The sequence below is a fragment of the Herbaspirillum frisingense genome (genome assembly GCF_047325095.1).
GTDB lineage: Bacteria > Pseudomonadota > Gammaproteobacteria > Burkholderiales > Burkholderiaceae_D > Herbaspirillum > Herbaspirillum frisingense.
This window is the reverse complement of sequence record NZ_CP168558.1, coordinates 1,708,091-1,729,570: the sequence shown is the minus strand read 5'-3', so window position 1 is coordinate 1,729,570 and position 21,480 is coordinate 1,708,091. Positions and strand designations below refer to the sequence as shown.

The following is a 21,480-nucleotide window of genomic DNA, read 5'->3' as shown; positions in this document are numbered from 1 at the left end:
AAAATCGATAACAAAAGATATAAATTTTTTGTTGGACGCGTGCTGGACGCCCCTCCTACCATCGGTGGCATTCCCATCCCATCATCAAGCGCCAGCACGACGCAGGAGACCGCCATGCCTGAAACGCCCACCATGCCGCACGCCCCCCGCAGCATTTCCCTCACCGCCGATTCGACCGCACTGGAAGTGCGACTGGCCGCCCGCCATGGCGACTTGACCGGCCACACCAGTGGCGTGGCCAGTGCCCATGTGCAGGTCAACCTGGCCATCCTGCCGGCCGCGCTGGCCGATGACTTCCGCCGTTTCTGCGAACTCAATCCGGTGCCCTGTCCGCTGCTGGGCGTCTCCGAGCCAGGCTCGCCGGCCATCCCGGGACTGGGCCAGGATCTGGACATCCGTACCGACGTGCCGCGCTATCACATCTGGCGCAATGGCGAACGCGTGAGCGAGGTCACCGACCTGCGCGCCTACTGGCGCGACGACCTGGTGACCTTCGCGCTGGGCTGCTCGTTCTCCTTCGAACACGCGCTGCTGGCCGAGGGCATCCCGCTGCGCCATGTCAGCGAAGGCCGCAACGTGGCCATGTATCGCACCAACATCCCGACCAGGCCGGTGGGTGTCTTCTCCGGCCCCACGGTGGTCTCCATGCGTCCGCTCAAGGCCGCCGACGCCATCAGCGCCGTACAGATCACCGCCCGCACACCACAGGTGCATGGAGCACCGATCCACATCGGCGACCCCGCCCTGATCGGCATTAGCGATATCAACCAGCCCGACTACGGCGATGCAGTGGCGGTCCACGACGATGAACTGCCGGTCTTCTGGGCCTGCGGCGTCACGCCGCAGGCGGCCATCGTGGCGGCCCGCCCGGCCTTCTGCATTACCCACGCGCCCGGCTACATGCTGGTCACCGACAAGCTCAACAGCGAACTCTGACACCCCGCCCCGGAGAGAACCATGTGGCTCAAAGAAACCAGCAGCGCGGAACGACGCACCCTGACGGCGACCTTCACCGGCTATGCGGTGGACGGCTTCGATTACATGATCTACACCTTCCTCATCCCCACGCTGCTGGCGGCGTGGAGCATGAGCCGCGCCGAGGCCGGCTACATCGCCACCGGCGCCCTGCTGACCTCGGCCGTGGGTGGCTGGGCCGCCGGCATCCTGGCTGACCGCTACGGCCGCGTGCGGGTGCTGCAATGGACGGTGCTGTGGTTCGCCTTCTTCACCTTCCTCTCCGGCTTCACCGATTCCTTCGGCCAGCTGTTCTTCACCCGCGCCATGCAGGGCTTCGGCATGGGAGGCGAGTGGGCGGTCGGTTCGGTGCTGATCGCCGAGACCATCTCTGCGCGCCATCGCGGCAAGGCCTCGGGCCTGGTGCAGAGCAGCTGGGCGGTGGGCTGGGCGGCGTCGGCGCTGGCCTTCTGGGGCATGTACGCGGTGCTGCCGCCGGAAAAGGCGTGGAAGGTGCTGTTCTGGATCGGCGTACTGCCGGCCCTGCTGACGCTCTACATCCGCCGCGCCATCAGCGAGCCGGCGGTGTTCGTGGCGGCCCAGGCGAAGATGCGGGAAAGCGGCCAGCGCGGCAACTTCCTGCGCATCTTCCATCGCGACCTGCTGCGCACCACCATCCTGGCGAGCCTGCTGGCTACCGGCATGCAGGGTGCCTACTACTCGGTGACCACCTGGCTGCCGACCTTCCTCAAGACCGAGCGTCATCTCTCGGTGCTGGGCACCAGTACCTATCTGCTGGTGCTGATCGGCGGCTCCTTCTGCGGCTATCTCACCTCGGCCTGGCTATCCGACACCATCGGTCGCCGCCGCTGCTTCATGCTGTTCGCGGCCATGGGCATCCTGCTGGTGCTGAGCTATACGCAGATGATCATCACCGACGCCTGGATGCTGGCGCTGGGCTTCGTGCTGGGTTTCTTCCTGTCGGGGATCTTCTCTGGCATGGGCGCCTACCTGTCCGAACTGTTTCCCAGTGACGTGCGGGGCTCGGGCCAGGGCTTCTGCTACAACTTCGGTCGCGCCATCGGTGCGATCTGCCCGGCGCTGGTGGGTTATCTCAGCAACAGCATGCCACTGGGACAGACCATCGGCTGGATCGCCGCCGGCTGTTACGGACTGGTGATCGTGGCCTGCCTGATCCTGCCGGAAACGCAGGGCAAGGAGCTGGAGGCGGCGGTCACCACTGCCTGACCGTTCCCGCAGGGCAGCAAGCACAGGCCGGCGCCAAAACGCTGGCCTGTTTGCATTGCGCCCTCGTATGAGACGGGTCGGGGTCGCTCAATAGGCGCTGGCCTGGTCGAGCGCGGCGATGTCTTCGCGGCTCAACTGCAAGCGCGTGGCGGCCACCAGTTCGTCGAGCTGCGCCAGCGAGGTGGCGCTGGCAATCGGCGCGGTCACGCTGGGGCGCGCAATCAGCCAGGCCAGCGCGACGGCCGCCGGGGTGCTGGCGTGACGGGCGGCGACCGCATCCAGCGCAGCCAGGATCTGGAAGCCACGCGGGTTGAGATAGGACTTCACCTTGCCGCCACGGGCGGCGCTCTTGCCGAGGTCGGCCTCGCTCCGGTACTTGCCGCTGAGGAAGCCGCTGGCCAGCGAATAGAAGCCGATCACGCCCACGCCCTGCTCCAGGCAATACGGCTCCAGCGTACGTTCGAACCCTTCGCGGGCGACCAGGCTGTATTCGGGCTGCAGGGTCTGGTACAACGGCAGACCCAGCTGGCGACCGATGTCGCGCGCCTGCGCCAGCCGGTCCACCTCGTAGTTGGAGGCCCCGATGAGGCGCACCTTGCCGGCCTTGACCAGGGTGTCGTAGGCGGCCAGCGTTTCTTCCAGCGGCGTGCTGCGATCATCGTCGTGCGACTGGTAGAGGTCGATATGGTCGGTCTGCAGGCGACGCAGCGAATCTTCCACGGCGCGCAGGATGTAATCCTTCTTCAGGCCCACGCGGCCCTCGCCCATGTCCTTGCCGACCTTGGTGGCGATCACCACCTTGTCGCGCCGGCCACCCTGGGCCAGCCACTTGCCGATGATGGTCTCGGATTCGCCGCCCTGGTTGCCGGGCGCCCAGCGCGAATAGACGTCGGCGGTATCGATCAGGTTCAGGCCGGCCTCGACGAACTTGTCGAGAATGGAGAAAGAGGTCTTCTCATCAATGCTCCAGCCGAACACATTGCCGCCGAAGGCCAGCGGCGCCACGGTGATATCGGATTGACCCAGCTTGCGTTGTTGCATCGGAATCTCCTTGTCATGATGGTCGGAAACAGTGGCGACCATTGTAGGCGCGGCCCGCAAACTCTGCTGGCGGGCATCTTCCAAGCAAAGCCGACAGCGCGTTAAGATAGCCGCCACGACATTGCATGCAGCGCACCTGCCCGCCCGCTACCCTCATGAAGCCTCGCATCGCCTCCACCGAACTGGCCCGGCACCGCACCGGCAAGCTGACCGATACCGTGTACGCCAGCCTGCGCGACGACATCTACGCCTTCCGCCTGCTGCCCGGCGACCGCTTCGCCGAGAATGACGTGGCCGAACGCCTGCAGGTCTCGCGTACCCCCGTGCGGGAAGCGCTGATGCGACTGCAGAGCGAGGGACTGGTGCGCGGCCATTTCCGCAACGGCTGGGAAGTGGTGCCGATCGACCTGGCGCGTTTCGCCTCCCTCTATGAATTGCGTGAGATGCTGGAACTGCACGCGGTGCGCAAGCTGTGCTCCCCGCGCGTCGCGCCCGAACGTCGCCAGCAACTGGTCGCGACACAGGGCGCCATCTGGCAGTGCGCCGCCACCGACCGCCTGCCGGACGGCCTGGCCGTAGCGGCCCTGGATGAAGGCTTCCATGCGGCGCTGGTGCAGGCAGCCGGCAATGGCGAGGCCGACAGTGTCTATCGCCAGCTGACCGACCAGCTGCGCATCATGCGTCGGCTCGACTTCGCCTATGGCGACTGCATCGACGATACCTACGCCGAGCACTGCGCCATCCTGGACGCCATCGCCAGCGCCGACGCCGAACTGGCCGGCGCCCTGATCGCCCGTCACATCGAGGACAGCCACACCGTGGTCGAGCGCCTCACCATCACCCGCCTGGAACAGGTGCGCGCCGAGTCGGTGCAGGCCGCACCGCCGCAAGGCAATCTGGGCACCGGCGGAGCACCGGCACGACGCAAGCGCTTCGGCTGAGCAAGGCCGCACACCCTCCCCGCTTGCCCTGTCCCCCTCTGTGTGAACCTGTAGCGGACGGTTTTTTCCGCATGCGCGCTTGCCGCCAGGCAAATGGCATGAAAGCTGCTTTTGCGAGCCCAGGATTTATGCATACATAAATTCAGGCACGCGGCCCGCTGCCTCATCCGGCAGTCCCTGGCCTCCCATCCGGCTTTCTGTACAGGAGAAACGCATGACCACCCTCACCCAAACCGCCCCGGCGAGCACCCAGGGCTTGCTGCGCAACCGCTGGTTCCAGTTGCTGATCGGCCTGATCTGCATGATGGCCATCTCCAGCCCGCAATACGTCTGGACCCTGTTCACCAAACCCCTGACCGCCAAGCTGGGCGTGCCGCTGTCGGAACTGCAGATCACCTTTTCCATGCTGATCGTGCTGCAGACCTTCTTCTCGCCCTTCCAGGGCAGCCTGATCGAGCGCTTCGGCGCACGTCGCCTGATCGCCATCGGCACCTTCATGTCCGGCCTGTCCTGGGTCCTGGCGGCGCAGGTCTCCAGCATCGGCATGTTCTACCTGGCCTATGGACTGGTGGGCGGGCTGGGTACCGGCATCGTCTATGTCGGCGTGGTCGGCCAGATGGTGCGCTGGTTCCCGGACCGGCGCGGCTTCGCCGTGGGCATGGTGGCGGCCGGCTATGGCATGGGCGCGATCCTGACCACCTTCCCGATCTCGGCCTCGCTGGCCAGCGCCGGACTGGAAACCACGCTCTGGCAATTCGGCCTGGTGTTTGCCGTGATCGGCGTGATCGCCTCGCAGGCCCTGCGCTCACCCGATGCCAGCCACGCCGCCGCCATGCCGGCCCCGGCCATTGCCGCCAGCACGCATGACCTGGCGCCGCGCCAGATGCTGCGCACCCCGCTGTTCTGGCTGATGTTCGCGATGATGACCATGATGTCGACCTCGGGCCTGATGGTGACCTCGCAGATGGCCACCTTCGCCCGCGACTTCGGCGTGGCCAACGTGATGGTGTTCGGCCTGGCCGCGCTGCCGCTGGCGCTGACCATCGACCGCCTCACCAATGGCCTGACCCGCCCCTTCTTCGGCTGGATCTCGGACCGCTACGGTCGCGAGAACACCATGTTCTTCGCCTTCGCGCTGGAAGGCGTGGCCATGGCGCTGTGGCTGGCCACGCGCGAGAACGCGGTGCTGTTCGTGCTGCTGTCGGGAGTGGTGTTCTTCGGCTGGGGTGAGATCTTTTCGCTCTTCCCCTCCACCCTGACCGATACCTTCGGCACCCGCAATGCCACCGCCAACTACGGCTGGCTGTACATCTCGCAGGGCATCGGCTCCATCTTCGGCGGCCCGCTGGCGGCGATGATGCATGAGAAGACCGGCAGCTGGCATCCGGTCTTCGGCACCGCCATCACGCTGGATATCCTGACCGCCTGCCTGGCGCTGATGGTCCTGAAACCCTGGCGCGCACGCTACCTGGCCAAGGTCTCAGGCTGAGATCGCTACCGTTCTTCCGCTGAACTCCTCCGAACCATGATGCCGCCCGGTGCCACGCCGGGCGGCATTTTCTTTTGACGGCACAGGCCCGCTTCCCGCCCTGGCGACGGATTGCCCCCTCCTGCCGTATACTTCCCGTTCTCCTGCATCGCCTGGCAAGCCATCTGCAACCGGCTTGCAAGCCTTTGTAACTCCCCTGCAACTCAGTGCGGTCACGCGGGTCTGACCCTCCCGCGCCTCATCACAAGAACACACTACCGCTGCCTCATGGAAATCGTCTTTACCGTCCTGATCCTGCTGCTGGCCGTCGCCGTCTCCGGCGTGGTGGCAAGGCTGGCACCGTTCAAGCTGCCCCTGCCACTGTTCCAGATCGCCCTGGGCGCCGTGCTGGCCCTGCCCATGTTCGGCCTGCGCATCAGTTTCGATCCGGAACTGTTCCTGCTGCTGTTCATCCCGCCACTGCTCTTTACCGATGGCTGGCGCATGCCCAAGCGCGAGTTCTTCCGGCTCGCGCGCCCCATCCTGGCCCTGGCGCTGGGTCTGGTGATGTTCACCGTGGTCGGGGTGGGCTACTTCATCCACTGGATGATCCCGGTCATCTCGCTGCCCTCGGCCTTTGCCCTGGCGGCGGTGCTCTCGCCCACCGATGCGGTGGCGGTCTCTTCCATCATCGGCAAGGGCCGCCTGCCAGCTTCGATGCAGCATGTGCTGGAGGGTGAAGCGCTGATGAACGACGCCTCCGGTCTGGTGGCCTTCAAGTTCGCCATCGCCGCCGTCATCACCGGCAGCTTCTCGCTGCTGGACGCCAGCATTTCCTTCGTGCTGATCGCCGCCGGCGGTATCGCGGTGGGCCTGATCGTGGCCTGGGGCTTCGGCCTGATCCGGCGCAAGATCATCGAATGGGCCGGTGACGAACCGGGCATCCAGGTGGTGCTGCTGCTACTGATCCCCTTCACCGCCTACATCTTCGCGGAACACTTTGGTCTCTCCGGCATCCTGGCTGCGGTCGCCGCCGGCATGCTGATGCCCTACCTGGAAACGGCCGGCGGCGAATCGGCCGCCACCCGGCTGCAGGGACGCAGCATCATGACGATGCTGGAATTCGTCTTCAACGGCATGTCCTTCCTGCTGCTGGGCCTGCAGTTGCCGGGCATCGTCAGCCTGGCTCACGTGGATGCGCAGATGGCCGGCAACGTCCCGGTCTGGCACCTGTTCGTCTATATCCTGGCCATTACGCTGGCGCTGATCGTGCTGCGTTTCGTGTGGGTGTGGATCAACCTGCGCATGCGCCGCTTCGCGTCGGCACTGCGCGGCCAGAGCGGACGCAATCGCAAGTTCGACCTGCGCCTGATCAGCATCACCGCGCTGTCAGGCGTACGCGGCGCCATTACCCTGGCCGGCGTGATGTCGATCCCGCTGCTGCTGAAGGAACATACGCCCTTCCCGGCGCGCGACCTGCTGATCTTCCTGGCCACCGGGGTGATCGTCTGCTCGCTGCTGTTTGGCAGCTTCCTGCTGCCGTGGATGCTCAAGGACCTGCAGCTCGATGCCGAGGTCAAGCGTCGCCGGGCCGAGGAGATGATGGCGCGTCTGCGCCTGTCGGAGGCGGCCGTGCGCAGTATCGAGACCGCCCAGGAACGCATCGGCGTGACCCTGGACGAAAACGACCTGGCGCTGCTGACCGAAGTCAGCGGCAGCCTGCTGGCCACCTACCGGATGCGGATGAATGCGGAGAGCGATTCGGAAGACACCCAGCGCGCCGCCAACCGCTTCAAGCAGTTCGAGCGCGAACTGCGGCTGGAGGCGATCCGCGCCGAGCGCCTGGAGGTGCACTACCTGCGCGCCGAACAGCGCATCAACGATGAAACCTTCCTGATGCTGATCAACCAGATCGACATGGCCGAGACCTGGCTGCTGGGCTCACTGAACGGCCCCGGCCAGCATCACTGAGGAGGAGCGGCAACGACAAAGCCCGCGCTGCCATTGGATTGGCAGCGCGGGCTTTTCATTGCCCTACGGAATGAAGCGACTCAGGCCACCGAATTGATGGTGGTGCCGATGATTTCGCCGGTGGAGTTGCGCGAGGCCTGTTCGCGGCGATTGCGTTCTTCGTTGGCGGTCTCGGCACGGGTTTCGTCAGCCTGGATTTCTTCCTGGCGACGCATTTCGGCCTTGGCGGCGGCGGCGGCCTCTTCGGCACGGCGCACGGCGACCGGGTCGTTGGCTTTGCCCGTAGTGGGTGTATTGCCGTTGGGGTCGGAGACGACGGCGTTGACGGCGGAGGAAATGTCGATGGGCATGTTGGGCTCCCTGTGACTGCGAAGACTGAAGACGGATACTGGACCGGATCGGGCGTACCGCTGCCGGTACGAGTTCGCTATGTTACGCCCATTGTCGCGCTCTGCCACAGGGAAAATCCTGAGTCGCGCAGAATTACCGGGATACCGTGCGGAAACTGTGATGAATCTGGCAAATAAACCGCCCTGGCCCGGTGTACATCGATGTCAGGGTGGCAAGTGATTGCCGTACAGACAAGCCAGATGCAACCTTACCGTAGCGCTCGGCGGATGGCTCCCGCCTGTTGGGCAGGCCGCAGCAAGCGTCGCGCTTCCTCCCCACTGGCCGAAAGTGACACTTACGAATTGCAATGCCCCCAGTGTCGGTATTGCTGGCAAACCGGGTCAACACTAGATTGACCGCTGGCGTCGGCATTCCAGATGAAGCAGCGGGTAAGGACGTCCTTGACCGTCCAGTTCTGATCGCCCTGTCTTGATGAAGCCCAAGTGCAAGTAAAAAGCGGATGCTTGCTCGTTCTGTTCGTTGACATCCGTCGTCAGAAAAGGCGATAAGCCCAATGCGTATTCGACCAGGCCACGACCAATGCCTTTGCCATGATGGGCAGGATCGATAAACAACGCCTCCATGTGCGCGTCATTCAACAACATGAAGCCCAACGGTCTGTCGTTCTCGTCGACGGCTAATAGCAATGGAGCATCTGGAAGAAATTCCCGGACCTCATTGGCAATTTCCGCATAGTCAGTCGGACTCAAAAAATCATGCGTGGCCAGTACGGCATTGCGCCAGATGTCCAGCACTCGATCACCATCGTCGCGATGTGATTTTCTAATATTCATCATATGTCTTCAGGCAAGAGTCGGCGCTATCGGGCTAGTGCTGACGAAATCGATATCGAATTCTTCACACTCAAATTCATCCGGCGGCTCCCAAAGTGCGCTCGCGATCTCGAATATATGATCCGGCACGAGCATTGAGAATGTGGGACCTTGCTCCTCATTCCTCCGTCGGACACGTTCGCGACGAAGTTCCAGAGGGGCATCAAGCACATGGATACGAAGTGAAAATCCCTGGTCCACGATGCGCCGACAAAACGCCATTCGAGGTGTTTGTTGGATCAAGCCGAGTTCCAGCACGACATCTCGCCCTGAATCCAGTATTTTTTGGCTATGAATCCAGATCAGGTCCAACAAGCGCTCTTTGCGCTGGACATACCAAGAGACGAAATCACCTTCGGGGCGATCAGGACTAAAGAGCCTGGCGAACCACTCGTCGAGCGCAATATGTACACCCCCGACATTTTCCGCCAAGACGGTGCTGAAGGTGGATTTGCCAGCCCCGACAGGGCCTTCAACGAGATGTACTTGATTCATTGCGTGAGTGTTCATTAAGGGGATACGCATTGTATGCGGACAATTGGATGTCTGGAACTGCCCGCTTCGGAGCTTGCACCGGCCACTAACTCACGGGATGAGTTTTCTGGAAACTCCTCGAATTCACGAAGTCCCACTGATGTTTGGCAATGCTTCGGATAGTGCAGAAAGAATTCAGCATAACTCGGGGGCGAAGCGCTATGCAAAGGAGACCCATCTATCTGGACGATGTCTGGGCCCACGCCACAAATATTTCTCCCACCTCTCTGAGGGCAGCTTCGCGGCGCGGCATATCCAACGTCGGCGCATCATAGTAAGCAGCGACAAATAGCGGATTACGCTGCGGTGGACGCACGATCGCGTAGTCATTGGTCTGCCGCTCCACGCTGGTGCCGGGGCGGTCGCCTGCCTGCCAATCCGCCGGCAGGGCCGCACGCAGTCGATTGCGTCCCGGGCGGCAAGCGATCATCCAGTCTTCCAGTTGCTGGCGCGCATCCGGACTCAAGACATCGCCCGTCAGGATGGCGCGTGCATTGCCGACGATGGCCCGCGGCGTGGTTGTGTCCCGCTCACCACTGTACTGATTGGACATCGGCTCATAACGGTCGGAACGCGTCACGGTGTCGCCCAGGCTTCGCAAGAAAGCAGTCAAGCCCTCCGGGCCGCCAGCATTGCGCATCAGCAGGATGGCGGCAGTGTTATCACTCAGTTCGAGGGTCGCCTGACACAGCTCGCCTATCGTCATGCTGCCGCGCCCGACGTTGGTCAGGGTGGTCGGCGAGGTGAAGATCAGATCCTTCCTGGTATAGGGTATTGATCGTTGCAAGCTCTCCTTGCCTTGATCGACGCGGGCTAGCACCTGCGCAGCGAGCATGCCCTTGAACGTGCTGCACATCAGGAAACGTTCATCGGCCCGATGCGCCAGTGTCTTGCCCGAACCGGTATCGACCGCGAACACGCCCAGGCGCCCGCCATAGCGGTGTTCCAGTTCGGCTAGCGGCGAGGTAGCGGCGCGCAGGTCAAAGGCGATACCGCCGAGACCGAATGCCAGGGGAAGGCCGATGCTGAGTTGACGGCGTTTGAAGGAAATGGTCATGGGGAAATTTTCTCGTCAGTGCAAGGAGATGGGAAAAGGGCGCAACTCGCCCCGGCAGGCATCGGCGCTACCAGAACGAGATCCGCGATCGGGAAAAGTGTCAGCCGTTCTGCTGCGGTTGCTGCTGCGGAATCGCGGGGAGCAAGCGGCGAATACTGCGGGCGTCACGTTCCATGGCGTCAGGCCTGGCGCCGTCGAGCAAGACCAGCGTGACATCCTGCTGTGGCGACTTCAGCCGCATGATGAGGCAGCGGCCCGCCGCTGCCGTGAAGCCAGTCTTGGACAAGGCGATGTCCCATCCCTTTTGTCCGACCAGCTGGTTGGTGTTGCGATAGGTGACGCGCTGCCCGGCGATCATGATCGCGCCCGCCGGGGCTGTCGTATAACGTGCGATGTCCGGATAGCCTGCGGCTGCGCCGGCAATGGCAGCCAGCTCCAGCGCAGTCGAGGTGTTGCGTGGCGAGAGCCCGGTCGGATCATCCAATGTGGTGTGCGCCAGGCCGAGTTCCGTGATCTTGGCACTGGCCGCTCGCCTGAACGCAGGCAGACCACCCGGATAGCTTTGAGCGAGCGCATAGGCAGCACGGTTATCCGAAGAAGCCAGTGCCAGTTGCATGAGCGTGCGCAGGCTGACGCGGGCGCCTTGCGGCAGACTGGAACTGACCTGCCGCAAGGCACTGACGTGCTGCTGTTCGATGCGAACCAGTCGATCCAGATCAGGCTTTGCGTCGAGTACGACCATCGCCGTGACCAGCTTGGTCAGCGAGGCGATCGGCACCACCGCATCGGCGTTCTTTCGCAGCAGCACGCGACCGGAATGGCTATCCAGAACCGCCACATGATTCGACTCCAACAGCCGTCCCAGCATAGAGGCTTCCCCCTCCTGAACGGCATCCGGCAAGGTGCCCGCTTGCCGATGCTCCGACGCGGCGCGCGTCGCTGCCATCGATGATGGCGTAGCCGGCACAAACTGCAGACCAGCCGCGAGCGCGGCAGCCATCGTCAGGCCCAGCATCACCGCCGGCACCGTGGATATCATGACCGTGGGCGGGATCCGTGTTGACGGCCGCGCCAGCCGCTTCACGCGCTCCAGCAATTCCCCGCTCGCCGCTTGCAGCGACACGCCTACCGTATTGTCCTGCGTCTGGCATTGACTCAGGCGCTCCAGCGCGAGCGCCAATTGCCGCGGCTCGCCGGTCAGCGTACCGGCCAGATCGTCGGCGATCAACTCGCGCTCCATACGGATTTGCCGGGAGAGCCACCACACCACTGGATGGAAGAAGAGCAATGCCTCGATCGCGTTCTGCAACAGATTGATGAGGTAGTCCAGGCGATTGATGTGGGCGATCTCATGAGCCAGCAAGGCTTCCAGCATCTGCGGTGGCATGCTCAGAAAAATCACTCCCGGGACGATGATGACTGGCCGCCACCATCCCGTCGTCAGCGGTCCATGGTTGCCATGCGCCACACGTAGCAAGACCGGTCGGCGGATGCCGCAACATATCGCCAGGGAGCTGGCGCAGGCCTGCCAACGCGTGGGCGCTGCGCCGGTCTGTACTGCGATATTCCTGCTCCAGTACAGCCCGGATGCCAGCCGCGCTCCCATTGCGATCACGCCGACCGACCAGCAGGCAACCAGCCATGGCATTGCGGAGGTGAGGAAGATGGAAAAGGGCTGGCTTCCGATCATCCCGGCCAGACCGTGGCCGGCGCCCGTCGATGCTGTGGTCATTGCAATAGACAGGCCTGCCTCCAGCAACACCGACGCCAGGCACGACAGTTGCGCCAGACACAGCATCAGATAACGTTGCCTGCAAGCCGCAGTGGGGAGCAGGCGCAGCAGCACGACGGCGACGGCACCGATCAGTGCCCCTTTCCAGAGGAAATTCAGAAGCGCCCAGCCGATTGCCGTGACCACGGTAGATGATTCCGCGATCACCGCTCATCTCCGTGCAGTAGTCTCCTGATCTCGTCTTTCTCTTCTTGCGTCACGTGATGGCGCAATGCCGCCATCACCAGCGCCTTGCCCGATCCCGAGAACGCCTTCTGGATCAGATCCTTCAGCAGGGTCGCTTGCAGCGACTTCTGCCGCTGAGCCGGCGCATAGACGTGAGAGCGCTCGCTTTCATCGCGCGTCAGCAAGCCTTTGCCGTGCATGACCTGCATCTGCCGCAACACGGTGGCATAGGAGAGATCGGGCCGCTCCGGCAGCATGGCCTCATGCACTTGCTTGACGGTGGCATCGCCCAGCTGCCACAGCACGCGCAACAGGTTCAATTCGGCCGCGGTGGGCCTGGATTTCTTGTGGGCTGGTTCCATATCGGATTCCAAAAGGCATGATCGTTGCGAAGTAGAATATATTTTCTAGACCAAAGTGTCTAGACTAAAATGTCTATACATCTGAAAGGCCAACATACCCTCGATGCCCTCCACCGATTGTCACGACCGCATGCTGACGACGCATAATCCCCGGATCGATGTACTCAGAGGCATCGCGATCCTGCTAGTACTGTTTCACCATTTCAATATTGCCTATCGGCTTGAAGAGACATGGCTGGCGGACGTGTTCGGATGGCCGGCATTACGCGCCTTGGCGCGCAACGGCAACTACGGCGTCACCATCTTCTTCGCCATCTCGGGCTTCCTGATCACGTCCAAAGTCTTACAGCGCCGGCGGGAGATCGGCCAGATCGACCTGGCCGGCTTCTACCGTCTGCGCATCGCGCGCATCCTGCCTTGCCTGCTGCTCCTGCTATGCCTGGTGGATCTGCTGGCTATGGCGGGGCTGACCATCTTTCAGAACCGCGTCGTCGATGGAGGCAGCGTGTCGATGTGGCGCGTCAACCTGGCCGGGGTGGCTTTCCACATGAACGTGCTGATTGCGCGGCATGGATGGGTGAACTATGCGCTCGGCGTGCTGTGGTCGCTTTCCGTAGAAGAGGTGTTCTATCTGGTGTTCCCGCTGGCCTGTCTGGTGTTGAAAAGCGAGCGCCGGCTTCTGGTCTTCATGGCGGTGATCATCGTGGTCGGGCCGGTCTATCGTTTTGCGCACCCCGGCGACGAGGGGCAATTCCTGTATGGCTATTGGGCCTGCTTCGACAGTATCGCGATCGGCTGTTGTGCTGCGATCTTTTCCAGGCGCGGCGGGTTCGCATGGCTGAATCACCCTGTCGTGCGGGTCGCGCTCGGACTATCCATGGCGGTGTTATATCTGGCTTGGCCGATCGCGCAGAGCAAGGTGCTGGGTTGCACGGTCATGGCTGCAGGGACGGCACTTATGCTGGTCGCCGCGCAATACAGGCCCGCACGCGGCACGACAGTCGCGTGCCGTGGGCTGGCTGCATGCGGGCGCTTGAGCTATGAGCTCTATCTTTTTCATCTGATCGTACTCGGCCTGATGCGCGCAGGATTCCCACCGCAAACCATTTCAGGAGGAGGAAAGATGGTGCTCCTGCCCGCTTACTTCATGATGTCGGCTGCGCTGGCCCAGGTCATCTCACGCGCGTTTTCCGCACCGATGAACCGTATCATCCGGGGGACATAGCCATTCATGGTTCGCTCGCAGGATGACTCGCTCCATCTGACCACCTTTCATTGCCTTCCGGAGGGTGCCACGTGGTCATGCGAAAGGCGACCATACGCTCACTCAAGTCCGGCCAACGGTCTCGCTTCTTCAAGAATCCACTGCGCGAACGCCTTGAGGGGCTCACTGCCAAGTTGCAACGGCTCAGGGAGCACAAGGCAAAATGTCTTGGAAATGCTGCTGTCCTGCGGCCACGGTGCGACCAGGCGACCTTGCGCCAGCTCGACTTCCACATACAGACGCGGCACCAGCGCGACGCCCAGCCCGGCCAATGCTGCCTCAATCAGCATTCCATGCAAGTCATAGCGCGGCCCTTGCGCAGAATGGCTCAGGCTAATCCCGGTCCGCGCGGCATAGCGGGTCCAGGCATCGTGATTCTGACGTCGATGCAGGCGAGGCAGAGTGTCCAAGGCAGGGGTCCCTGTCGCCCCTTCCAATAATGCAGGATGACATACCGGCACCAGCACCTCATCGAGCAGACGATAGGTGTGCATTCCGGTCCAGGCCGGATGTAAGAAATGGATCGCCGCATCCAGGCCACTGCCAGGCAGCAGGAACGGCTCCATGCGTTCGGAGAGATGCACCGTGATGTGGGGATGCAGGGCAGCAAAGCGCGGCAGGCGGGGGATCAGCCAGCGCATCGCAAACGTAGGGCTGACCGCGATATCCAGGCTGGCCCCGTTGGGAGGCTGGGACATCAGATGCTGGCTGTCTCGGTCCAGGCGCTCCAGCGTTTCCCGGACATGGCTGGCATAGCGTTGGCCATGCGGCAGCAAGCGCACGCGGTTGCCGATCCGCTCGAACAGGGTCACTCCCAGAAATCCCTCCAGGCGGCCAATCTGCCGACTGATGGCGCCTTCGGTCAAGGCCAGTTCTTCGGCGGCACGTGCAAAGCTGCCGTGACGCGCCGCAGCCTCGAATGCCATCAGTGAGCTGTTGCTGGGAATCCTGCGCCGCATCGTATTCCTCGTATTCCATAAGCGGGTTGATGACGTGAGCTTTACCTAATGTCAGTGAAGCTTGCCTAAGTATCGATTTATTGACCGGGATTGGCTGCCTATCATGACAGCTCCTCAACCAAGCAGGCCGCCACAAGGGTGGCCGTGGCCCATCATCATTATGATCTATACCGTCGAATGCAGCTTCGCCGACCCCATCAGCGAAGCAGAATGGAACGATTTCTACAGCCTGGAAAAGTTGCCCGCCCTTATCTCCGTGCGCGGCTTTCACACTTCGCAGCGATTCAAGGCTTTGAGGGAAGGCTGCCCGGTCTATCTCGCGCTGCATACGATTGACCATCACGACGTGCTTCTCTCTGACGAATACCGGCGAAAAGGCGGTGGCAATTTCGCGCGATGGCAGCAACACATCACCGACTGGCATCGCAATCTCTATGAAACATCGGCTACGGCCCCTGCGGTGCGTAGCGGGGAGTACCTGCTGCTCAGCGCGCGTGGCGCCGATCCCTTGGTGGCGATGGGGCTGTCGCCATCGATCCTGCATGCCGTCGCCCTGGAGAAATTCCCGGAATGGAGATGGATGGCAGTCCTGTCCGATCCCGTCGATATTGACGGTATTGCCCTACCCGAAGGGCTGCATCTCTATGCTCCGATGACTGCGCAACTGCGCAGCGGTAGCGAGCCAGCCATCGTCAGCGCGAGCTAGCACGATGCCCAATCTCACTTTCTACATCCGCCAGGACCAGATGCCCGCCGCGCAATCCCTGGATCGGCTCACCGCGCGCTGCATACAGCTCTGCACGAAGATTCTGGAGGCGCGGCCCGAGAACATCCACGTCATCTACGTCGCGGTCGGTCATGGGACAGGCCATCCTGCATTCGCCGACGTCCGTTATCGGATGTCGGCAAACAGGACGCCGGCCATCATGGAAGATTTCATGCAGCAGCTGGACGAGGCCATCCAGGACCATACCGGACTGCTGCCGCGTATCCGCTGCTTTGCCTATGCCGCGCAGTCCATCAGCGCAAGGCATTGATTCCTACCCACAGCAAACGAGACGAAAATGCATTTTCCCAGTCAGCAAATCGGTGATTTCTCCGTCACCGCCATCAGCGATGGTTTTCTCAGCGCACCTCTGGAGCTGCTGTCCAATATCGATCCCGCAGAGGCGACCAGGCTCCAGCATGCGGCAGGAATGAGCGACCCCTCTGCCATCCATATCAATTGCTATCTGATCCGTAGCCCAACGCAAACCGTGTTGGTCGATGCCGGCGCCGGTGGCTTCAAGCAATGGGGTGGCCGATTACAGGACAATCTCAAGCAGGCCGGAGTGCTGCCTTCCGACATCGATACCGTCCTTCTGACCCATGCTCATCCCGACCACATTGGTGGCCTTCTCGATAGCGCAGGAGACCGCGCCTTTCCCGATGCGGAGTTGGTAGTACAGGGGCAGGAACTGGACTTCTGGGAGAGCGACGCCAATTTCTGCCGCGCCAGCGAGCGGGCGCGCGGAAATTTCATCTTCGCGCGCCGGGTATTCGGCAAGTATCGGGACAGGCTGCGCACCTTCGCCGGCGGCGAGGTCCTTCCCGGCATTAGCGCCCAGCCGCTGCCCGGACATACCGCCGGACATTGCGGCTATCACATCAACTCAAATGGGCAGGGCCTGTTGATCTGGGGCGATATCGTGCATTTCCCGCACCTGCAGATCGCTCGCCCCGACGTCTCCATTGCATTCGACCTCGATCCGCATCTGGCGACGGCAACCCGGGTTCATTTGCTGGATATGGTGAGTGCGGACCAACTGCTTATCGCGGGTATGCACCTCGGTGAGGAAGGCTTCGTCCAGATTGTTCGCACGGGAAAGAGTTATCGGGTTGTAGGCAAGCGTTGATAGCCCTGATGTTACCCGCCCCGACGAGCATGCAATCCCCTGTTTATATTGGCGCACGGGGTATTGTCATTCAGACCCTTGGCCAAGATCCGGCGGAAAACAGCAGGCGTCCAGCCCACATGCCGGGGATGGCGTACCTCATATCGATGTGGTCGTCTCAACCGGTTCTCACGCCTGTTTATAAAATAAGTTCTAAAATGACTCCGCCCGCCAGGACGGATCGGCGGCCGCTGACCTGTCAGACCGTGGGCTGCAAGCATGCGTCCAGCCCACGCACAATGAAGTTTTATCGGAGATAAAAAGCTCATCATGAACATCATCGACTCGATTGATAAAAAAACGACCTATCCGGGCAGTGGTTCGACGCAAGGCGGGGGCAACACATCGGGATCTTCTTTCGAGAGCAGGCTGCAGCTGGCCAAGGCCAGTGGCTCGCTGTCGGCCTCGACGAAGTCCGATCCGGCGCGGGAACTGCAGGAATGGGCGGCCATGTCGCCGGATCAGCGGCTGTTCTATATGGTGCTGCAGTCCCTGGGGGTAACGAAAGATCAATACGAGCAGATGTCGTCCGACGACAAGCAGAAACTGGCAGAGAAGGTCCGCGAGCGGATCAAGGAGATGGCCAAGAACGGCACGCTCAATGCGGCCACGATGGCTTAGACCGGCTTCCCGGTCGTCGACGTAATACGGTCAGACGGTCTCTGGTTCCCGATCCAGCAGACAGTCGATGAACGCACCGAGGAGAGCTGGTCGATGCCGCCTGTTCGGGTAATAGAGGAACAGCCCCGGGCGCGAAATCGACCAGTCCGCCAGCACCTGGACCAGCCGCCCCTGTTCCAGAAGTTCGGCCACGCCATCCCGCTCAAAGTGATAGGCAATGCCAAGCCCGTCGAGTGCTGCAGCGATGCCGATATCGGCATGGTTGGTGACGATGGGGCCGTTCACCGCGACCTCCATCTGTCGCCCACGTTTCTTGAATTCCCAACGGTAGTGCCTGCCGTCCATCTGGAGCCGCCAGTTGATGCAGGTGTGCTGGTGCAAGTCGGCAGGTGTCCTGGGCGTTCCGCGACGGGCGAGATAGTCCTGAGACGCCACGGCCACCATGTTCAGGTCCGGTGTGAGGCGGACCGCCACCATGTCTTTCTCGAGCCGGTTACCGACGCGGATACCTGCATCGAAACGGCCCTCCACGATGTCGGCCAGCGCGTCGTCCACGACGATGTCGAGGATCACGTCCGGGTGCGCCTGATGGAAACGTGAAAGCCGGGGCGCAATGAGGGTTCGCGCCGCGAGCCCCAGCGTATTGATGCGCAACGTGCCACTCATCTTGCCGGTGGCCTCGCTGGCTTCAGCGACCGCAGCAGCCATCTCCCGAAACAGCGGTGCCACACGTCGGTAGAGCAGTTCACCACTCGCCGAGGGCGCAACGCTGCGCGTGGTCCGGTTCAGCAAACGGGCGCCAATGCGGCCTTCGAGTTGCCGGATGGTCTGGCTCAGGGCCGACGGCGAGAGACCCAGATGCTCCGCCGCGCGGGCAAAACTCTGCCGCTCCACGACAGCGACGAAGGCCTTCAACTCAGCAAAATCGGATCCACGCATTATGTATTATTTTCTACATAGAACATACGAATTCTAGGATATTAACTAAATTCACATTGGCGCGCATCCTGAGGCCTTTACCAACCTCATCGAGCCAAGCACATGGTCACCCTGCCCCTTCCTGAGCCAATTGCTGCGTACTTCGCAGCCGAACACAATCCCGAAGCGCTGGCGCGCTGCTTCTCGGCACAGGCCGTCATGAGGGATGACGGCCATACCTATACCGGCGTCAACGCCATCACGGCCTTCATGGCCGAGGCATCGGCCAGGTACAGCGCGACGAGCGTGCCGTTTGCCATGGAACTGGACGACGGCATCCAGCTCGTACGCGCCAACGTCTCCGGCAACTTCCCCGGCAGCCCGATCGTACTGAATTATCGCTTTCGCGTGGAGGGTGGTCTGATCGCCTCGCTGGAGATCAGCGCATGAGCTTCGACCTTCATCTCAAGGGCCTGCGGGCCGTGGTCACTGGCGGCACGCAGGGCCTTGGCGCTGCCGTCGTGAAAACCCTCGCCCAGGCTGGTGCCCGGGTGATGACGTCGGCGCGTTCCCTGCCTGCGCAGCCAGTCGAGGGAGTGAGCTACCTCGCTGCCGACCTGTCCACGGCGGACGGGAGCGATCACCTCGCCCACGCCATCCTGCAGGACTGGGGTGGGGTCGACATCGTGATCAACGTCCTCGGAGGATCAAGAACGCCCGTCGATGGTTTCGCTGCGATCAGCGATGAGCACTGGTTCGCCGAGCTCAACCTGAACCTGATGCCGGCCGTGCGTCTGGATCGTGCACTGTTGCCCACCATGCTGGCGCAAGGCTCCGGGGTCATCATTCACGTCAGCTCCATCCAGCGCGTGCTGCCCCTGCCCGAGTCGACCACCGCTTATGCCGCTGCCAAGGCGGCGCTCACGACCTACAGCAAGTCGCTGGCAAGAGAGGTAACGCCAAAGGGCGTGCGCGTGTTGAGCGTCGCTCCGGGCTGGATCGAGACCGAGGCTTCCGTGACGTTCGCGCAGCGGATGGCAACGCAGGCCGGAACGGACTACGAGGGTGGCAAGAAAATCATCATGGACTGGCTGGGAGGCATCCCGGTAGGCCGGCCCGCACAACCGCAGGAGGTCGCCGATCTGATCGCATTTCTGGCATCCCCGCGAGCGGCTTCGATGGCGGGAACCGAGTATCGGATAGACGGCGGCACAGTGCCGACTGTGTAGCTGCGAGTCTCGTTTGGGATGAAGTGCAAGGCGCGAATTTTGCCCGCGGGTCAGTGACAATCCGGAACGTTCTGATCCAGATAGACCTCGAAGGCCACGCTATTGACCCACTTCTTGATGACATTGCCCCAGAACGCCTCGTTCCAGCGCGCCGCCACCTGGCGTGCCGCGGCCAGATCGGCCGGGTCGCCGCTGCGCACCTGAAGCACCAGTGCCTGGCGAGAGGTGGGCGGCAACTGGGCGGAAAACTTCTTCCACTCCGGCAGCTTGAGCAGGGCCTTCATGAGCGTGTCGTCATGCACGGCTGCATCACACTGGCCGGTGCGTACTGCCAGCAGGGAATCGGCCGGGGCCGGCATCACTTTTTCGATGGCGCCGTAACGCGCAGCAAGCGTGCCGACATAGGGGGAACCAGCCGAGACGCAAACGCTGCGGCCCTGCATGTCTTCCCATTTGCGGATGGTGGTGTCGGTGCGCATGATGGCCATGCCGCCGGCGCTGTAGCCGGTGGGGATCTCGACCACATCGCTCGCCGCGGCCTGACCGGGCAGCGTGCGGGTGAACACCAGCTCGGGCCGCATCGCTTTCAGGGCGGCACGTTCTGCACCGTTGGTCTGGAGTTCGGCCTTCACCTTCCACTGCGCGGCCAGGTCATCGGCCAGCACGGTGGCGATGTTTTCCGGCGTGCGGAATTTCATGCCGCCCTTGTACGTCGGCGGAACGTGATCCAGCCCGATGCGCAGTTGCCCGCTGCGACGGGCGTCATCCAGCACACCGGCTTGCAGGCTGCATGACAGCAATGCCGCCAGCGCAAAAATGAAAGAATGAAGACCGCGCATCGTGAGTCCAGATGACTTGAATACTTGGTGTTGGATCAAACCCGGATCAGGAGTCTTGCTCAGACATCCTGCTCAGACATACTGATAGCGCAGCAGTCGATGCTTGAGGTTTTCCAGGATGACCTGGTCGATCAGCGCCGCCAGGATGGCAATGGTCAGGATGTTGGCCATCACGCCGATCATGTCCGCAGTCTCCCCCGAGTAGGCCAACGTGCGGCCCAGCCCCTTGCCGAAACCGACCAGCATCTCGGCCGAGATCAGGGCGCGCCAGGCGTTGCCGAAGGCCAGCTGGGCGCCGGTGATCAGCTCCGGCATCACTGCCGGCAGGTAGACCCGGCGCAGCATGGACAGGCGCGACGCGCCCATCACGCGGGCGGCCGAGACATGCACCTGCTGCACGCTCTCGGTGGCGTTCATCACCGACAGCGCTGCCGGGAAGAAGGCGGCGATGGCCACCACCACCACGATGGGCAGGTTGCCGAAGCCCATCAGGATCAGGAACAGCGGTACCCAGGCGATGGACGGGATCGATTGCAGGATCACGATGGCCGACTTCAGCACTTCGCGGAAGAAGAACAATACCGCGCCGATCAGGCCGAAACCGATGCCCAGCACCAGCGCCGAGCCATAGCCCATGCCCAGGCGATAGAGGCTGCCGAACAGGGCCAGGCGGAAATTGCTGGACTGCACCTCTTCAAACAGCCGCGCCGCCACCGATGGCACGCCCGGCATCAGGAAGGACGGCAGCGACCAGGCCGCAATCTGCCACATCAGAAGGATGAAGACGATGGCCAGAACCATGGCCAGCTTCTTGCGGAGACCGGTAACGCGACGCTGTGAGCTCATAAGACAAATAAAAGACGATGGCCGGACTCGCTCCGGCCAGATCAAAAAACATTAAACCTCTTCAACCCGACCTCCAACCGTTCGGACTGAGTAGGCCCGCAGGGCCGTATCGAA

The 21,480-nt window shown here is 62.4% G+C and carries 23 protein-coding genes; 12 read left to right on the top strand and 11 right to left on the bottom strand.

The window, feature by feature from the left end; all coding sequences use genetic code 11:
- The first annotated feature begins 114 nt into the window (after positions 1–114).
- The gene (locus ACEOAC_RS07970; RefSeq protein WP_413445498.1) at positions 115–936 is read left to right on the top strand and encodes a putative hydro-lyase; all 822 of its coding nucleotides are present in this window, start codon (positions 115–117) and stop codon (positions 934–936) included.
- A 21-nt stretch (positions 937–957) separates the two neighbouring features.
- On the top strand, positions 958–2,202 hold the full coding sequence (locus tag ACEOAC_RS07965; protein ID WP_006462750.1) for an MFS transporter: 1,245 nt from the start codon (positions 958–960) through the stop codon (positions 2,200–2,202).
- An 87-nt stretch (positions 2,203–2,289) separates the two neighbouring features.
- On the opposite strand, the gene ACEOAC_RS07960 is transcribed toward ACEOAC_RS07965, so the two are convergent.
- On the bottom strand, positions 2,290–3,243 hold the full coding sequence (locus tag ACEOAC_RS07960) for an aldo/keto reductase (RefSeq protein WP_006462751.1): 954 nt from the start codon (positions 3,241–3,243) through the stop codon (positions 2,290–2,292).
- A gap of 155 nt (positions 3,244–3,398) precedes the next feature.
- On the opposite strand from ACEOAC_RS07960, the gene ACEOAC_RS07955 reads away from it, so the two are divergent.
- From ACEOAC_RS07955 to ACEOAC_RS07945, 3 genes are all read left to right on the top strand, one after another.
- The gene (locus ACEOAC_RS07955; protein WP_241813215.1) at positions 3,399–4,184 is read left to right on the top strand and encodes a GntR family transcriptional regulator; all 786 of its coding nucleotides are present in this window, start codon (positions 3,399–3,401) and stop codon (positions 4,182–4,184) included.
- A gap of 214 nt (positions 4,185–4,398) precedes the next feature.
- A complete protein-coding gene (gene oxlT, locus ACEOAC_RS07950; RefSeq protein ID WP_413628775.1) occupies positions 4,399–5,673 on the top strand; it encodes an oxalate/formate MFS antiporter in 1,275 nt (424 codons plus the stop codon).
- A gap of 267 nt (positions 5,674–5,940) precedes the next feature.
- Entirely contained in the window at positions 5,941–7,623 is a 1,683-nt protein-coding gene (locus ACEOAC_RS07945; RefSeq protein WP_006462754.1) for a Na+/H+ antiporter, read from the top strand.
- Between the two features lie 80 nt (positions 7,624–7,703).
- On the opposite strand, the gene ACEOAC_RS07940 is transcribed toward ACEOAC_RS07945, so the two are convergent.
- The 6 genes from ACEOAC_RS07940 to ACEOAC_RS07915 form a co-directional block, all read right to left on the bottom strand.
- The gene (locus tag ACEOAC_RS07940) at positions 7,704–7,973 is read right to left on the bottom strand and encodes a hypothetical protein (protein WP_006462755.1); all 270 of its coding nucleotides are present in this window, start codon (positions 7,971–7,973) and stop codon (positions 7,704–7,706) included.
- A gap of 387 nt (positions 7,974–8,360) precedes the next feature.
- Positions 8,361–8,810, bottom strand: coding sequence for an acetyltransferase (locus ACEOAC_RS07935; protein ID WP_234296902.1), 450 nt, complete (start codon positions 8,808–8,810; stop codon positions 8,361–8,363).
- A 6-nt stretch (positions 8,811–8,816) separates the two neighbouring features.
- A complete protein-coding gene (locus ACEOAC_RS07930; RefSeq protein ID WP_006462757.1) occupies positions 8,817–9,341 on the bottom strand; it encodes an AAA family ATPase in 525 nt (174 codons plus the stop codon).
- 217 nt (positions 9,342–9,558) lie between these two features.
- Positions 9,559–10,437: a class A beta-lactamase gene (bla, locus tag ACEOAC_RS07925; RefSeq protein ID WP_413444166.1), complete on the bottom strand. Its 879-nt coding sequence runs from the start codon at positions 10,435–10,437 to the stop codon at positions 9,559–9,561.
- 100 nt (positions 10,438–10,537) lie between these two features.
- Positions 10,538–12,355, bottom strand: coding sequence for a M56 family metallopeptidase (locus tag ACEOAC_RS07920; protein ID WP_413444165.1), 1,818 nt, complete (start codon positions 12,353–12,355; stop codon positions 10,538–10,540).
- 17 nt (positions 12,356–12,372) lie between these two features.
- Positions 12,373–12,756 (bottom strand): BlaI/MecI/CopY family transcriptional regulator, encoded by a 384-nt coding sequence (locus tag ACEOAC_RS07915; protein WP_006462761.1) that lies wholly within the window; start codon positions 12,754–12,756, stop codon positions 12,373–12,375.
- 103 nt (positions 12,757–12,859) lie between these two features.
- Here ACEOAC_RS07915 and ACEOAC_RS07910 point away from each other — a divergent pair, with 103 nt between their 5' ends.
- Positions 12,860–13,981 carry an acyltransferase family protein gene (locus tag ACEOAC_RS07910; protein WP_413444164.1) on the top strand — a complete coding sequence of 374 codons (1,122 nt, stop codon included), beginning with the start codon at positions 12,860–12,862 and terminating at the stop codon, positions 13,979–13,981.
- A 98-nt stretch (positions 13,982–14,079) separates the two neighbouring features.
- Here ACEOAC_RS07910 and ACEOAC_RS07905 read toward each other — a convergent pair whose 3' ends face one another.
- Positions 14,080–14,979: a LysR substrate-binding domain-containing protein gene (locus ACEOAC_RS07905; RefSeq protein WP_413444163.1), complete on the bottom strand. Its 900-nt coding sequence runs from the start codon at positions 14,977–14,979 to the stop codon at positions 14,080–14,082.
- Positions 14,980–15,139: 160 nt separating this feature from the next.
- On the opposite strand from ACEOAC_RS07905, the gene ACEOAC_RS07900 reads away from it, so the two are divergent.
- The 4 genes from ACEOAC_RS07900 to ACEOAC_RS07885 all read left to right on the top strand — a co-directional run bounded on the left by ACEOAC_RS07900 (position 15,140) and on the right by ACEOAC_RS07885 (position 17,534).
- Positions 15,140–15,685: a sugar ABC transporter gene (locus tag ACEOAC_RS07900; protein ID WP_413444162.1), complete on the top strand. Its 546-nt coding sequence runs from the start codon at positions 15,140–15,142 to the stop codon at positions 15,683–15,685.
- A 4-nt stretch (positions 15,686–15,689) separates the two neighbouring features.
- Complete coding sequence (locus tag ACEOAC_RS07895; protein WP_077236303.1) at positions 15,690–16,016, top strand: hypothetical protein; 327 nt, start codon at positions 15,690–15,692, stop codon at positions 16,014–16,016.
- Positions 16,017–16,043: 27 nt separating this feature from the next.
- Complete coding sequence (locus tag ACEOAC_RS07890; RefSeq protein WP_413444161.1) at positions 16,044–16,874, top strand: MBL fold metallo-hydrolase; 831 nt, start codon at positions 16,044–16,046, stop codon at positions 16,872–16,874.
- 309 nt (positions 16,875–17,183) lie between these two features.
- Positions 17,184–17,534 carry a hypothetical protein gene (locus ACEOAC_RS07885; RefSeq protein WP_077238307.1) on the top strand — a complete coding sequence of 117 codons (351 nt, stop codon included), beginning with the start codon at positions 17,184–17,186 and terminating at the stop codon, positions 17,532–17,534.
- A gap of 30 nt (positions 17,535–17,564) precedes the next feature.
- Here ACEOAC_RS07885 and ACEOAC_RS07880 read toward each other — a convergent pair whose 3' ends face one another.
- A complete protein-coding gene (locus tag ACEOAC_RS07880) occupies positions 17,565–18,473 on the bottom strand; it encodes a LysR family transcriptional regulator (protein ID WP_413444160.1) in 909 nt (302 codons plus the stop codon).
- Positions 18,474–18,575: 102 nt separating this feature from the next.
- On the opposite strand from ACEOAC_RS07880, the gene ACEOAC_RS07875 reads away from it, so the two are divergent.
- Together ACEOAC_RS07875 and ACEOAC_RS07870 are read left to right on the top strand one after the other, a co-directional pair.
- Entirely contained in the window at positions 18,576–18,902 is a 327-nt protein-coding gene (locus ACEOAC_RS07875; protein WP_413444159.1) for a nuclear transport factor 2 family protein, read from the top strand.
- Positions 18,899–19,681, top strand: a complete 783-nt coding sequence (locus tag ACEOAC_RS07870) for an SDR family oxidoreductase (protein WP_413444158.1) — start codon at positions 18,899–18,901, stop codon at positions 19,679–19,681. The genes ACEOAC_RS07875 and ACEOAC_RS07870 overlap by 4 nt, the downstream gene beginning before the upstream one ends.
- A 50-nt stretch (positions 19,682–19,731) precedes the next feature.
- Here ACEOAC_RS07870 and ACEOAC_RS07865 read toward each other — a convergent pair whose 3' ends face one another.
- Positions 19,732–20,520, bottom strand: coding sequence for an ABC transporter substrate-binding protein (locus tag ACEOAC_RS07865; RefSeq protein ID WP_413444157.1), 789 nt, complete (start codon positions 20,518–20,520; stop codon positions 19,732–19,734).
- A 72-nt stretch (positions 20,521–20,592) separates the two neighbouring features.
- Positions 20,593–21,366, bottom strand: a complete 774-nt coding sequence (locus ACEOAC_RS07860) for an ABC transporter permease (RefSeq protein WP_077238312.1) — start codon at positions 21,364–21,366, stop codon at positions 20,593–20,595.
- Positions 21,367–21,480 lie beyond the last annotated feature (114 nt).

Excerpts from the sequence above, each read along its gene's own strand:
- ACEOAC_RS07970 (WP_413445498.1), top strand. The coding sequence starts at position 115 with ATGCCTGAAACGCCCACCATGCCGCACGCCCCCCGCAGCATTTCCCTC.
- ACEOAC_RS07965 (WP_006462750.1), top strand. The coding sequence starts at position 958 with ATGTGGCTCAAAGAAACCAGCAGCGCGGAACGACGCACCCTGACGGCG.
- ACEOAC_RS07960 (WP_006462751.1), bottom strand. The coding sequence starts at position 3,243 with ATGCAACAACGCAAGCTGGGTCAATCCGATATCACCGTGGCGCCGCTG.
- ACEOAC_RS07955 (WP_241813215.1), top strand. The coding sequence starts at position 3,399 with ATGAAGCCTCGCATCGCCTCCACCGAACTGGCCCGGCACCGCACCGGC.
- oxlT (WP_413628775.1), top strand. The coding sequence starts at position 4,399 with ATGACCACCCTCACCCAAACCGCCCCGGCGAGCACCCAGGGCTTGCTG.
- ACEOAC_RS07945 (WP_006462754.1), top strand. The coding sequence starts at position 5,941 with ATGGAAATCGTCTTTACCGTCCTGATCCTGCTGCTGGCCGTCGCCGTC.
- ACEOAC_RS07940 (WP_006462755.1), bottom strand. The coding sequence starts at position 7,973 with ATGCCCATCGACATTTCCTCCGCCGTCAACGCCGTCGTCTCCGACCCC.
- ACEOAC_RS07935 (WP_234296902.1), bottom strand. The coding sequence starts at position 8,810 with ATGATGAATATTAGAAAATCACATCGCGACGATGGTGATCGAGTGCTG.
- ACEOAC_RS07930 (WP_006462757.1), bottom strand. The coding sequence starts at position 9,341 with ATGAATCAAGTACATCTCGTTGAAGGCCCTGTCGGGGCTGGCAAATCC.
- bla (WP_413444166.1), bottom strand. The coding sequence starts at position 10,437 with ATGACCATTTCCTTCAAACGCCGTCAACTCAGCATCGGCCTTCCCCTG.
- ACEOAC_RS07915 (WP_006462761.1), bottom strand. The coding sequence starts at position 12,756 with ATGGAACCAGCCCACAAGAAATCCAGGCCCACCGCGGCCGAATTGAAC.
- ACEOAC_RS07910 (WP_413444164.1), top strand. The coding sequence starts at position 12,860 with ATGCCCTCCACCGATTGTCACGACCGCATGCTGACGACGCATAATCCC.
- ACEOAC_RS07905 (WP_413444163.1), bottom strand. The coding sequence starts at position 14,979 with ATGCGGCGCAGGATTCCCAGCAACAGCTCACTGATGGCATTCGAGGCT.
- ACEOAC_RS07900 (WP_413444162.1), top strand. The coding sequence starts at position 15,140 with ATGATCTATACCGTCGAATGCAGCTTCGCCGACCCCATCAGCGAAGCA.
- ACEOAC_RS07895 (WP_077236303.1), top strand. The coding sequence starts at position 15,690 with ATGCCCAATCTCACTTTCTACATCCGCCAGGACCAGATGCCCGCCGCG.
- ACEOAC_RS07890 (WP_413444161.1), top strand. The coding sequence starts at position 16,044 with ATGCATTTTCCCAGTCAGCAAATCGGTGATTTCTCCGTCACCGCCATC.
- ACEOAC_RS07885 (WP_077238307.1), top strand. The coding sequence starts at position 17,184 with ATGAACATCATCGACTCGATTGATAAAAAAACGACCTATCCGGGCAGT.
- ACEOAC_RS07880 (WP_413444160.1), bottom strand. The coding sequence starts at position 18,473 with ATGCGTGGATCCGATTTTGCTGAGTTGAAGGCCTTCGTCGCTGTCGTG.
- ACEOAC_RS07875 (WP_413444159.1), top strand. The coding sequence starts at position 18,576 with ATGGTCACCCTGCCCCTTCCTGAGCCAATTGCTGCGTACTTCGCAGCC.
- ACEOAC_RS07870 (WP_413444158.1), top strand. The coding sequence starts at position 18,899 with ATGAGCTTCGACCTTCATCTCAAGGGCCTGCGGGCCGTGGTCACTGGC.
- ACEOAC_RS07865 (WP_413444157.1), bottom strand. The coding sequence starts at position 20,520 with ATGCGCGGTCTTCATTCTTTCATTTTTGCGCTGGCGGCATTGCTGTCA.
- ACEOAC_RS07860 (WP_077238312.1), bottom strand. The coding sequence starts at position 21,366 with ATGAGCTCACAGCGTCGCGTTACCGGTCTCCGCAAGAAGCTGGCCATG.